The sequence below is a fragment of the Nocardia sp. NPDC102475 genome (assembly GCF_055584605.1).
Window position 1 is genome coordinate 257237 of record NZ_JBVJLS010000011.1, and the last position, 12973, is coordinate 270209.

The 12973-nt window shown below is 65.5% G+C and carries 10 protein-coding genes; 3 read left to right on the forward strand and 7 right to left on the reverse strand.

Going from position 1 to position 12973, the window contains the following annotated elements; translation table 11 throughout:
* Window positions 1-3: 3 nt before the first annotated feature.
* Both ACZ60G_RS21640 and ACZ60G_RS21645 read right to left on the reverse strand, forming a co-directional pair.
* Window positions 4-2208 (reverse strand): pyruvate, phosphate dikinase, encoded by a 2205-nt coding sequence (locus tag ACZ60G_RS21640; protein WP_465811830.1) that lies wholly within the window; start codon window positions 2206-2208, stop codon window positions 4-6.
* 218 nt (window positions 2209-2426) lie between these two features.
* Complete coding sequence (locus tag ACZ60G_RS21645; RefSeq protein ID WP_465811831.1) at window positions 2427-3470, reverse strand: zinc-binding dehydrogenase; 1044 nt, start codon at window positions 3468-3470, stop codon at window positions 2427-2429.
* A gap of 54 nt (window positions 3471-3524) precedes the next feature.
* On the opposite strand from ACZ60G_RS21645, the gene ACZ60G_RS21650 reads away from it, so the two are divergent.
* Both ACZ60G_RS21650 and ACZ60G_RS21655 read left to right on the forward strand, forming a co-directional pair.
* Window positions 3525-4319 (forward strand): AraC family transcriptional regulator, encoded by a 795-nt coding sequence (locus tag ACZ60G_RS21650; RefSeq protein ID WP_465811832.1) that lies wholly within the window; start codon window positions 3525-3527, stop codon window positions 4317-4319.
* A gap of 108 nt (window positions 4320-4427) precedes the next feature.
* Window positions 4428-5147 (forward strand): maleylpyruvate isomerase family mycothiol-dependent enzyme, encoded by a 720-nt coding sequence (locus tag ACZ60G_RS21655; protein ID WP_465811833.1) that lies wholly within the window; start codon window positions 4428-4430, stop codon window positions 5145-5147.
* Here ACZ60G_RS21655 and ACZ60G_RS21660 read toward each other — a convergent pair.
* Complete coding sequence (locus tag ACZ60G_RS21660; protein WP_465811834.1) at window positions 5113-7383, reverse strand: ATP-binding cassette domain-containing protein; 2271 nt, start codon at window positions 7381-7383, stop codon at window positions 5113-5115. The two genes, ACZ60G_RS21655 and ACZ60G_RS21660, sit on opposite strands and share 35 nt — an antisense overlap.
* A 63-nt stretch (window positions 7384-7446) precedes the next feature.
* Between ACZ60G_RS21660 and ACZ60G_RS21665 the strand changes: the two genes are divergently transcribed.
* Window positions 7447-8424, forward strand: coding sequence for a helix-turn-helix transcriptional regulator (locus ACZ60G_RS21665; RefSeq protein WP_465811835.1), 978 nt, complete (start codon window positions 7447-7449; stop codon window positions 8422-8424).
* Between the two features lie 446 nt (window positions 8425-8870).
* Here the strand turns inward: ACZ60G_RS21665 and ACZ60G_RS21670 are convergent, their stop codons facing one another.
* From ACZ60G_RS21670 to ACZ60G_RS21685, 4 genes are read right to left on the reverse strand one after another with little or no spacing between them, the layout of a single operon-like run.
* Window positions 8871-9686: an SDR family NAD(P)-dependent oxidoreductase gene (locus ACZ60G_RS21670; RefSeq protein WP_465811836.1), complete on the reverse strand. Its 816-nt coding sequence runs from the start codon at window positions 9684-9686 to the stop codon at window positions 8871-8873.
* 15 nt (window positions 9687-9701) lie between these two features.
* Entirely contained in the window at window positions 9702-10433 is a 732-nt protein-coding gene (locus tag ACZ60G_RS21675; RefSeq protein WP_465811837.1) for a glucose 1-dehydrogenase, read from the reverse strand.
* Window position 10434: 1 nt separating this feature from the next.
* Window positions 10435-12102 carry a 3-oxosteroid 1-dehydrogenase gene (gene kstD / locus ACZ60G_RS21680; protein ID WP_465811838.1) on the reverse strand — a complete coding sequence of 556 codons (1668 nt, stop codon included), beginning with the start codon at window positions 12100-12102 and terminating at the stop codon, window positions 10435-10437.
* Window positions 12103-12116: 14 nt separating this feature from the next.
* A complete protein-coding gene (locus tag ACZ60G_RS21685; protein ID WP_465811839.1) occupies window positions 12117-12854 on the reverse strand; it encodes a glucose 1-dehydrogenase in 738 nt (245 codons plus the stop codon).
* Window positions 12855-12973: the final 119 nt, after the last annotated feature.

Here is a 12973-nt window from a genome sequence, read left to right on the forward strand (position 1 = left end):
GCGCTAGTGGGCTCGGCCCGCGGCGGCCTCGTCGGCGCGGCTCAGGCCGCACAGACCGATGAGGTCTTCGTGCAATTCGAACCACACCGTGTGGTAGCTGTCCATGATCGGCCGAGCCACCCAGTTGTGGTCGCCGCCGTTCATCCGCTCGATGGCGCGGGCCAAGCGGTCGGTGTAGGGCGCGAGGCGCGGCGCGATGGTGCCGATGCGTTCGACGAGGGGTGCGACGCCATGGTGCAGTGTGGTCAAGCGCGCCAAAACCGCTGCGTCGTAGGTGTTGTCGGAATGATCGTTCACCGTGCTCGCGTCCTTCATCTGCCAGGCCGTGATGACTGCTTTCAGCTCGGCATTGAACTCGCAGAATTCATCGTAGGCCGCGGCGAGGTCGCTCCGGTCGAGATCGGCGCGCTCGTGTTCGAGAAGTCGGCCCAGTTGTTCGCGGCCCTGCGGGGTCAGGCGGATGCCGACCGGTGTGCTGGCGCATAGCCCACGCGTCACGAAGTCAGCGGTGCGCGTGGCGGCTTCGGTCTCGGCGATCGTGAGGCTGGCGGCGATGGCGTCCGGTTGTACTCGACCCTTGATGCCGATCAGGCGCAGTACGGCGAGTTCGGAGACATTGTTGCCGTTGACTTCTCGGGGAACCGGCAAATTCGCCGCATCGGAATCAGTTGCCGCTGAGCGATCTTCGTTCGGTTTCGACAGGAACTCGGGCAGCTCGGCCGAGTCGACCTGTGCCCATTGTGCGAGTCGCTCGACATCCTCGATTACCGAGGCATCCACCGCCTTTCCGCTCACCTGTCCCGGCCACACGGTGCCCGCCCCGCCATCGACGGTGACGACGTGACCGGCCAATGCCTCGACGACCCCGGCGCCGCAGCCGACTACGCACGGACGGCCCAGCTCCCGGCTGACCAGCGCGGCATGCGAGGTGGCCCCGCCGAGTTCGGTGACGATGGCCCGCGCCGCGATCATCCCGTGCAGATCGTCCGGGCTGGTTGTGGGGCGCGCCAAGATCACGTGCTCGCCTGCGGCCGAACGGGTTTCGGCCTCGTCGGGATCGGTGACCACAATGCCGGAGGCGAGTCCCGGACACGCGGATTCGCCCTGGGCCAGAGGTCGCAGCCCGGTGTCGTCGCCCGATGCGGGCAGCAAGACGGTGCGCACCTGGTCGGCCCCGACGCGGCGCAATGCCTCATCGGCATCGATGAGCCCCTCATCGACCATGGCGACGGCGGCGCGAACCGCCGCGCGCGCAGAGCGTTTCGCCGGTCGAGACTGCAACAGCCACAGGCGACCGGACTCGACCGTGAACTCGATGTCCTGGATATCGCGACCGTCACGCTCGAGCAGCTCGGCGGCGGCGAGCAATTGGCGGTGCACCTCCGGCAGCGTCACCGCGAGTTCGTCGAGCGGGCGCGGGGTGGTACGTCCCGAGACGACATCCTCACCCTGCCCGCCGACCAGCCATTCGCCGAAGACCGCACGCGCACCGGTATTCGGATTCCGGCTGAACAGCACGCCGGTCCCCGAGAGCGCGTCGAGATTTCCGAAAACCATGGCCTGCACCGTGACCGCTGTACCGAGCGAGTCGGAAATACCTCGGGTGCGCCGATAGGTCTTGGCCCGCGCGGAATCCCACGAACGGAACACCGCGGTGATCGCGCCACGCAACTGCTCCCACGGATCCTCCGGCACCACGCCATTCGGATCACCGAGCACGATCTCCCGATACTGGGTGACGAACCGCCCCCGAGTATCGCCGGCGTATCCGGGATTTCGCGTCTCGGCGGTCAGCGCCCGCTCGACCGAGTCGTTCATCCCCAGATTCAGCACGGTATCCATCATCCCCGGCATACTCACCGCGGCCCCGGACCGAACCGACACCAGCAACGGATGCTCCGCGGACCCGAAGCGCCGCCCCGTCCCACGCTCCAACGCGTCGATACCGTCTCGCACCCCCGCCCAGATCTCCGCGCCGAGCACCCCGCCGTTGGCCCCGAATTCCGCCCATGCCTCGGTCGTCAGCACGAATGCGGGCGGCACCGGCAACCCCAACCCCCGCATGTGATCAACGCTCCACGCCTTTCCCCCGGTCCGCTCCCGCGAAAGCCCGCACGCTCCATCGAGTTCCACAACGACCGAACCATCGGCACCGGCCCTCCCGAAGGCGGCCCCCGGTCGCTCCACCGGCTCCACTCCGATCGTCATAACACTCCTTTGATCATCGACAGCCACCGCGCACTCAGCGCATGACAAGGGCAGATCACCGGGCCGCCTGGCCCGAACACCCTGGTAATCGGCGCAACCCCGCAGCGTGCACCCGCGGGCAGCCCGATTTCAGCCTGCCGCCCCGCTCGGCCCGGGCGTACCGGACGTCCCGGTCAGCAGGATGCGCCGACCTCGACACTTCCCGGCAATGGCCGTGGCTACGGCACCACGACGAGCTTTCCGGTGGCTTGGTTGTTCTCCATGTAGCGATGGGCCGCGACGATGTCGTCCAGGCCGAAGACACGGTCGATGTTGGGTCGATAAACGCCGGATTCGACCTGGTGGATGACGCGCTGCAAAACGGTCGTGCCTGCGCTGCCCTTGAAGTCGTCGCTGTGGAAAGCCGTGAGCTTGGTTCCGGACGGGATCATCGCTATCGGTTCGAAATCCGGGATCAGCCATCCGCTGAGCGAGCCCGCCACACACACCGTCCCGCCGCTACGGACCAGGTGCAGCGAATCCACCGCCGTGCTCGCTCCGACGAGATCCAGCACATAGTCCGGCCCCTCGGGCCATACCGCGTGCACGCTCGCCGTCAGCGATTCACCGGTGTCGAGGAGTACGTGGTCGACACCAACCGCGGTCAATGCGCCGATCTTGCCGTGCCGTCGAGTGGTGGCCGCGGTCTCGATGCCGTAGCCGGACGCGATCGACGCGGCAGCCATTCCCACCGACGAGGTCCCGCCGCGGATCAGCAACCGCCCCCGGCCACCCGGCGCGACACCCAACGCATCCAGCGAGCCCTGCGCAGTCAGGTACGTCTCGGGTAGCGCGGCCAGGACATCCCAAGGCAAGGTGGTCGTGACCGGCATCAACAGCGAGTTCGGCAACAACACGTACTCCGCGTAGCCGCCGTCGAACTCCCGGCCCATCTCACCCATCACCGCCGCAACGGTCGTCCCGTCCGGCAACCTCGGATCGGTCGAGGTGGCCACGGTTCCCACACATTCGATCCCGAGCACACGCGGGAACGTCACGTTCGGGGAATGCCCCTGACGGGTCCTCAGCTCCGACCGGTTCAAGCCCGCACCCTGCACCCGCACCAGGCTCCAGCCCTCTCGAACCGCTGGTACAGGCAGCTCACGGATCTCCAGTACCTCCGGACCGCCGGCCCTGACGCAGACCGCCGCTCGCATTGTCGTACTGACACCACCTCGACGGCGTGAGGTCGTAGTGCCGGCCGAGTGAAAATCATCGCGCATGGGTTCACTGTCGCGGGAAGGCGGCGTGGCCGACCACCGATAGAATGCCAACTCATGCCCGTTGGCCGCCAACTTGACCGGACCAGTCAGACGTCACGTCTGTGGCCATCCGGAGGCGTACATCTGTGGCCGTCGGGGGGAACGAGCACGGTGCATTCCCATCCACGTGGACACCTCGTGTACGCAGCCCAGGGCGTCCTATCGGTCCACACCGAACGCGGCACTTCGATCGTTCCTGCCAATCGAGTCGCATGGACCCCAGCCGGATTCACGCACTACCACCGCGCGCACAGCCATACCGATATGCGGGTCCTGTTCCTACCGGCATCCCTGGCCCGGCTCACACCCGACCATCCCGCCGTGTTCACGGTCTCCGACCTCGCCCGCGAAATCCTGCTCACTCTCACGGGCCCACGCGACCGCGACCGCGCCGCGCTCACGCGGCTCCGTCGAGTCCTCGTCGACGAACTCAACGAAGCACGCGAGCGGCCTTTGCAACTGCCGGAACCCCACGACGATCGGTTGCAAGCCATCGCACAGGTGCTGTACCAGCAGCCCGGGGACAACAGCTCACTTGCCGACCTCGGGCGGACGATCGGAGCCAGTGCCCGCACTCTCAGCCGACTGTTCCACAACGAGCTCGGCATGACCTTCTATCAATGGCGGACCCAACTACGCATCTATCACGCGCTCGTCCTGCTCGCCGACGGCCACGACACGACCCACGTCGCCCACGCCTGCGGATGGGCGAACCCCAGCAGCTTCATCACCGCCTTCACCGACATCATCGGCACCACCCCGGGCCGCTACCGAACCGGTCGACACGGCCGCACCACCCGAATGACCTGAGCAGCAGGTCCTTTCATCACGGCCCTGTGCACAGGCGCAGCCTTGAGTTAGTCAGCCTATCTGACTATAGTAGTCAGGGAAGCTGACTAGATTGTATCGGAGGCCGATATGGACCGGGATGCGCAGTGGCGGGTCATCGAGCAACAGCGACGCGCCGTCGCCGACGTGCTCGACGATCTCGCGCCGAATGAGTGGGAGCTGCCGTCACTGTGTGCGGGCTGGCGGATTCGGGATGTCGCCGCGCACATCGCCTTGGCGCCGCAGCCGCCCGGTCCGGTGGATATGGTTCGTGCGGGGCTGCGGGCACGCGGGCGGTTCCATCGGCTGAATCACGATGTGTCCGTTCGCTATGCCGACGCGGGGCGGGATCTCGTCCCCGAGATCCGGGCGCAGGCGGCATCGCGGAGATTGCCGGTGGTCACCAGCTATCGCAATATCCTCTACGACATCATGGTGCACGGTCAGGACATCGCCATCCCGACCGGTAGACAGATCGACCTCCCGATCGAGGCTGCGGCGACGGCGGCCACTCGGGTTTGGGCCATGGGTTGGCCGTTCTGGGCGAAGCACCGGCTCACGGGATTTCGGCTCATCGCCACGGACGCCGACTGGGTGGCGGGTACCGGAGACGAGGTGCGGGGCCGCGTCGCCGACCTGCTGTTGCTGACGACCGGCCGCTCGGTTGTGCTGCCGCGCTTGTCCGGTGACGGTGTCGGCAAGCTCTGGTTGCGGTTGTCGTATCGAAATCTGGTTCGCGGGTGCGCCGGACGCGTCGAGGGGGCGCGGCCGGACCTCATGCGACGCTGCGCCGCAGATAGTCCGCTGTGATGGAACGCTGATCGTCGAGTAGGGCCGAAGGTGTTCCGGTGAAGACGATTTCGCCGCCGTGCTTGCCGCCGTCCGGTCCGAGATCGATCACCCAGTCGGCCCGTTTCACCACCTCGAGATCGTGTTCGATGACGATGACGGTATTGCCCGCGTCGACCAACCGGTCCAGCAGGGCGATCAGAGCATCGACATCGGCCATGTGCAGTCCGGTGGTCGGCTCGTCGAGTACGTAGATGCCGCCGCTGCGGTGCAGGTGATCGGCGAGTTTGATGCGTTGACGTTCACCGCCGGACAGTGAACTCAGCGAGCGGCCGAGTGTCAGATAGCCGAGACCGACCTCGTTCAATGCCCGCAGCGGAGTCCGAATCTTGCTGCCCGCATTGCCATTCCAGAAGTCGAGAGCCTGCTCCGCGGTCATATCCAACACATCGGCGATGGACGCGCCGCGCACGGTATAGCCCAGCACCTCGGGACGATAGCGGCGTCCGTGACAGCTCTGACACACGGTGGTGATCGGATCCATATAGGCGAGATCGGTGAAAATGACGCCTGCCCCACCACATTCGGCGCATGCACCCTCGGAATTGAAGCTGAACAGTCCCGGCTTGACGCCGTGCTCCTTGGCGAACACCTGCCGCATCGGGTCCATGATGCCGATATAGGTGGCGGGGCTGGAACGTCGGGAGGCGGCTATGGCGGACTGGTCCACGGCGATCGCCTGCGGGTATGCGCGCACGAAGGCGCCGGATACCAGCGTGCTCTTGCCTGAACCCGCCACACCGGTGACCGCGGTGAGCACGCCCGTGGGAAACCGTGCGGTGAGATTCTTCAGGTTGTACGAATCCGCGCCGGTGACCGTGAACCAGCCGGTCGGGGTGCGGCTCGCGCTCTTGACCGGATGCACCCGCCGCAGCTGCTCACCGGTCGACGTGCCGGAGGTGCGTAATTTTTCAACGGTGCCCTGGAAGACGACCTGACCGCCGTGCCCGCCCGCGCCAGGTCCCATATCCACGATGTGATCGGCGACGGCGATTACATCGGGGGAGTGTTCGACCACCAGTACCGTATTGCCCTTGTCGCGCAACTGGATCAGCAGATTGTTCAATCGGCCGATATCGCGCGGATGCATGCCGACGCTGGGTTCGTCGAAAATGTAGGTCATCCCGGTGAGACTGGATCCGAGATGCCGAACGACCTTGAGCCGCTGTGCTTCTCCGCCGGAAAGTGTGGACGTCTCGCGATCCAGTGAGAGATAGCCCAGGCCCACCTCCTCGATCCGGCGCAACCGGGCGATGGCGGCATCGGCGATCGGTGCAGCGGGTGTCCCATCGAGCTCGCCGAGCACTTCGATGAGGTCGGTTACCTCCATGCGGCCGAAGTCGGCAATGCCGTGCCCGTCGATCCGGCTCGCCAGCGCGTCGGAATTCAACCGTGCGCCATCGCATTCCGGACACGTCTGCGCATGGACGACCGCCATCGCCGCCGCTCGATTCTTATCGCTCAGCGCACCGAGGTCGCGTTTGATGTAGAGCCGGTCGAAACGGTCCAGTAGCCCCTCATAGGCATTGCTGCCCATCGAGCCGGTCTTGTTGCGGCGCGGTACCCGGAATCCGTTGCCGCGCAGGAACAACTGCCACTCATCCGGAGAGAAATCGCGTAATGGCTTGTCCGGATCGAAAAGACCGGACTCGGCGTAGATCTGCCACTGGAATGTCCCCACCGCGAACGGTGGAAAGCTTATGGCGCCCTCGTTGAGCGATTTGGCGGTGTCGAGCAACTTGTCCAGATCCGGCCGCACCACTTGGCCGAGCCCGCCGCACTCGGGACACATGCCCGACGGGTCGTTGAACGAATAACGGGTCGCTGCACCGGCACTCGGCTCGCTGTACCGCGAGAACAGCACACGAATGATGGACTGGATATCGGTCATGGTGCCGACGGTGGAGCGGGAATTGCCGCCGATCGGCTTCTGATCGACCACCACCGCGGGTGCCAGATTGTCGATCACATCGGCCTCGGGCCGCTCGTACTTGGGCAGTCGGTTGCGGATGAACCAGGTGAAGGTCTCATTGAGCTGACGCTGCGATTCGATGGCCACGGTGCCGAAGACCACCGACGATTTGCCCGATCCGGATACGCCGGTGAAGACGACGATCTTGCCTTTCGGGATGGCGAGGGAGATATTGCGCAGGTTGTTGGCGCGGGCCCCGATGATCTGGATGGTGTCTGCGTTCACGATCGTCACGGTAGATGCCAATGAGGTCGAGATCGGTCCTCATTCCGGCGGACACTGGAAGCTGTGACCGAAACCGCCGCCCGGCTACTGCAACTGCTCTCCCTGCTGCAGACCCGCCGCGAATGGACCGGGCCCGAGCTGGCCGAACGCCTCGGCGTGACAGTCCGGACGGTGCGCCGCGATATCGAGCGGCTGCGGGAACTGGAGTATCCGGTGCATGCCAGCCTCGGTTCGGTCGGTGGTTATCGGCTGGAGGCCGGGACCGCACTGCCGCCGCTGCTGCTCGACGACGAAGAGGCCGTCGCGATCACGCTCGGACTGCGCAATGCCGCGCTGGGCGCGGTCGAGGGCATCGATGAGTCGTCGGCGCGGGCACTGGTCAAGCTGCAGCAGGTGCTGCCCGCCCGACTCCGGCGCCGAGTCGAGGCGGTCCGGTCGGCAACGGTGTCGCTGGGAGGCCCCGCAGCGGGACCGATGGTCGACCCGGAAACCCTGGTCGTCCTGGCCGCCGCCTGCCGCGACCGCGAATGCATCCGCTTCCACTACCGCGATAAAGGCGATACCGAAACCCGCCGCCTGACCGAACCCCACAGCCTCGTCTCCGCGGGCCGACGCTGGTACCTGGTCGCCTGGGATGTCGACCGCACCGACTGGCGCACCTTCCGCGTAGACCGCATCGATTCTCCGCAACCGATCGGAATACGCAGCACCCCAAGGCAATTACCCGCCGAAGACGCGGCCGCCTTCGTCACCCGATCCCTGGCCCACTCCCGCTCGCTGCGCCGAGTCGTCTTCCTCGTTCACGCCTCGGCCCCGCAGCTGATCGAAACCTTCCGAGTCCGCCCCGAGGAGATCGAGCCCATCGATGACAAAACCTGTCTGCTCCGCACCTCTGCCGACTCACTGGAATGGACCGCCGTGCGAATCGCCCACCTCGGCCTGGAATTCGAGGTCAGAGAACCACCGGAGATGGCGGAAATGCTGGCCGAGCTCGGCGCGAAATTATTGCGCGCTGCCGGAGCGAGCTGCACACGGAAATGATGCAGAGTGCGATCAGGGAGATAGCGCGTAAATGCCGGGCGCGGCAGCGCAATCGGTCCTAGCAACCGTGACAGCGCGTGGTGTTTCGGCCAGTGGACTCGGGGTGCCGTAGAGCATGGCGACGATGACGGCCAGTACGAATAAGCTGCCGAGGGCTAGGGCGATCTGTACCCATGATGGGCAGGTTTGCTGCGTGGATCTGGTCCTGAACTGCGATGCGTACCCGAATGGCGCGGGCCGCGGTTGGTGCCGATATTTCACCCGGTGTTCCCTTGAAGTCGTTGAGACACAACTCGATTCGCGGTGGAACGGCGACTTCCTCCGAGTCCGGAGTCATCGCGTGGGGAATATCCTGACAGCACGGCAGTTTTAGAGCAACCATTTCCGAAGAATTCGGTGAACCGGTCCGTCAAGCCCGGTTCACCGTCGATAAGGTGCCGACCGGTCTATACCTCATTTCGCATCTGGGCGGTAATGATGCGCTGGTAGCCGGAGCCGAAGATTCTTGGCAGCAAATCGATTACGCGGGCATCGGTACCGATGAGGATCTTCGCCTTATCCTTTCGGATCCCGCGCAGGATGGTCTTCGCCGCGGATTCGGGTGTCGTCTTGGCCAGCCTGTCGAAGTTGGCGGCCAGTGCGTCACGGTCGCGGTCACCGCCCGCGCGAGCCTTCCAAGCGATTTCGGTCTTGATCATGCCGGGATGGACGCTGCTGACCCCGACCGGATGGCCCGCGATCTTCATCTCCTGGCGCAGTGCGTCGGTGAAGCCCCGGATGCCGAATTTGGTTGCGTTGTAGGCGGCTTGGCTCGGGCAGGCGGCGAGGCCGAACATGCTGGAGACATTGGCGATATGACCGTCACCGGAGGCGATCACCTGCGGCAGAAAGGCTTTCGTGCCGTACATGACGCCCCAGAAGTTGATGTCGACGATCCACTCGAAGTCTTCCCAGGTCAGCTCCTCGATATTGGCGGTGAGCGAGACGCCCGCATTGTTGACCACGATATTGGCCGGGCCGAAGTCGGATCGGACCTCATCGGCATGTGCGTAGACGGCGGCACGGGCGGTGACGTCCAGCTTGTATGCCCGCGCCTTGGTCCCGGCTTGCTCGCACAACGCGGCGGTTTCGGTGACATTGGCCAGATTTCGCCCGGACAACGCCAGCTTCGCGCCGTGGTCCGCGAGCTCCAGCGCGAGCGCGCGGCCGATGCCCGCGCCCGCGCCGGTGATGACGACGACCTTGTCCTCAAAGTTCTTCACAGCAGCTGTCCTTGGTCATTTGGTGGTGTAGCCGCCGTCGGCGACGAATTCGGAGCCCGTGCAGAAACTTGCCTCATCGGAGATGAGGAACAGCACGAGATTGGCCAGCTCACCGGGTGCCGCGGCACGGGGGAGCGGCTGGTCGTGCACCATCGAGTGCGAGCGATCGGAATCGGCGGTCATCTCGGTGGCCACGACGCCGGGATGCACCGAGTTGACCCGGATGCCGTCGGCGCCGAACTCCTGAGCGGCGGCCTTGGTCATCCCGCGCACCGCCCATTTGGAGGCGACGTAACCGAGGATATTGCTGAATGCGATGATGCCGCCGATCGAGGAGATATTGACGATCGAGCCGCCGCCCGCCCGGCGCATCGACGGCACAACGGCTTTCATGCCGAGGAATACCCCGACCTGGTTCACATCGATCACCCGCCGGTAGTCCGCCTCGGCGAGCCGCTCGATCGGGTCGACGTGCACGATGCCCGCATTATTGACCAGCCCGGAGACCGGTCCGAAGGTGCGTTCGGCCTCGGCAACCACTGCGGCCCAGGCGGATTCGTCGGTGACATCGAGGGGACAGAACACCGCATGGTCGCCGAGTTCGGCGGCCACCGCCTTACCCTCGTCGGCGAGCACATCCGCCACGACCACCGAGGCGCCCTCGCTGACCAGCCGGCGGGCGAATGCCGCACCCATGCCCCGCGCGCCTCCGGTCACGATGACCGTCTTGCCACTCACTCTGTCCACGTCATGCTCCTGAATCGGCGATGTGCTCGGCCGCGATATAGCCGAAAACCATGGCGGGCCCGATGGTCGCTCCCGCACCCGCGTAGCTGTTGCCCATGACGGCGGCCGAATTGTTGCCCGCCGCGTACAGTCCGGCGATCGGCGCGCCGTCTTCATCGAGCACCTGGGAGTGCTCGTCGGTGACCAAGCCGCCCTTGGTGCCCAGATCGCCGGGCACCATCTCGACCGCGTAGAAGGGTCCCTGATCGATAGGTGCCAGACAGGGGTTCGGTCGCACGGTGGGGTCGCCGTAGTAGCGGTCGTAGGCGGATTCGCCGCGATGGAAGTCCTCGTCGCGTCCGGCGCGCGCGAAACCGTTGAACCGCTGCACGGTCGCGATCAAGGAATCGGCCGGAACACCGATCTTGGTGGCGAGTTCTGCGAGCGTGTCGGCCTTCTTGATAATTCCGGCATCGAAATACTTCTGCGGGATGGCCTGTTTCGGGAAGGTACCGAGGAACAGGTATCGATCGCGGAAGCGCTGATCCATGATGAAGTGGGCGGGCACATGGCCCACACCGGTCGCGTTCCGCTCGTACATGGTGTGCACCACATCGACATAGCTGGCCGATTCATTGGTGAACCGCTCGCCCGCGTCATTGACCATGATCGCGCCGGGCTGGGATCGCTCGGCCAGGCAGAAGAACGGCGGGCCGTCCGGATTGCGCACCGACGGTCCCCACCAGGCGTCGTCCATCAGATCCAAAGCTGCGCCGAGCTTTTCACCTGCCCGGATGCCGTCACCGACATTCTCGGTCGCGCCGACGGTCCAGTCGGTGCTGACCGGCCCGGTGAAGAACTGTTTGCGCATTTCCAGGTTGTGCTCGAAACCGCCGGCGCCGAGCACCACGCCCCGCCGCGCGCGGATGACGATCGGTGCACCATCGCGCTCCGCGCGCACCCCGACCACCGCATCGTCGGTGGTAATCAGTTCGGTGAGCGGGGTATTCAGCCAGACCGGCACACCGGCATCGCGCAGTGCCAGCCACAGCCGGGCTACCAGCGCCTTGCCCAGGCTCAGCGGCTGTCGCCCACGGATCCGATTCAGCACCGCTTTCACGCCGACCTTCATCGCGGTGCGCTTCCCCTTCCAGGTTCGCGCGATCATGTTCAGATCGTGGAAGTCGCTGACGGTGAACGCGATTCCCTTCGGGCCGGACATGGTCGGCCGGTTGATCAGCTCCAGATCCTCGCCGAGCAGTCGGCCGTCGATAATCGCCGGTTCGATGCTGCGGCCCTGCGCGAGTCCACCGGGCAGTTCCGGATGGTAGTCGGAATAGCCGCGGTCGTAGACGAATTGGAGGTGGTCGGTGCGTGCGCCGAGATAGGTCATCATGCGCGGGCCGTTGTCCAGGAAGGCGTCCTGCTTGGCCTGCGGAACGCGGTCGCCGACAACGGATTTCAAATAGACCCGAGCCAGATCCGGGCTGTCGGGCACGCCCTCTCGTACCAGCACCGGATTGTTCGGAATCCATACGCCGCCGCCGGAGCGGGCGGTGGAACCGCCGAAGCTGCCGCTCTTCTCGATCAGCACCACCGAAAGCCCGCGATAGGCGGCGGTGAGCGCGGCGGTCATACCCGCCGCACCCGAGCCGACGACCACGACGTCGTAGGTGTATTCCTCGGACATCTGGCTCCCTTTCCCTAGTAACCGGCGCCGGTGAGCATGCCGCCGTCGATGACGACCTCGGTTCCGGTGCAATAGCTCGCGGCATCCGAGGCCAGGAAGACGGCCGCCTCGGAGACCTCGCCGGGCTGTCCCCAGCGCGGAATCGGCAATCCGGCGAAGAAGGTATTGCCGTCGACGCCCGAGCCCGCCGCCGCCGTCATCGGCGTCGCGATTCCGCCGGGATGGATGGAGTTGACCCGGATTCCGCTGGCGCCGAGTTCGCGCGCGGCCGATTTGGTCAGTCCGCGAATAGCGAATTTGCTTGCGCTGTAAGCCGATAGGCCCGCCGCACCGACGAATCCCTCGACCGAGGAGATATTGACGATCGCGCCGCCGCCGGTCATCGCGGGCGCGGCGGATTTGATGCCCAGCCAGGTGCCGGTGACATTCACCGTCATGATCGTGGTGAATTCGGCCAGGCTCATCTCGGCGATGCGCTGGAACCGCAGCAGGCCGGCATTGTTGACGAGCACATCGAGCTTTCCGAACTCGTCCACCGCGGTCCGCACCGCGGCCGCCCAGTCGGCCTCGCTGGTCACATCGTGGTGCAGATAGCGTGCGCCGGTTTCGGCGGCCAACTGTTCGCCCTGCTCATCGAGCACATCGCCGAACACCACCCGCGCACCCTCGGCAACGAAGCGGCGGACATGTTCGGCGCCCATACCGCGCGCTGCGCCGGTGATCAGCGCGACCTTGTCATCGAGTCGACCCACGTCAGGTCCGTCCTTTCTTCGGCGTCGGTTCGAACGCCGTATGCGATATCGACGCTATGGGCGCGCGGGCGGCGCGAACCGGAATAGTCCCATCCACCGAGACATGCACCTGACCTCAA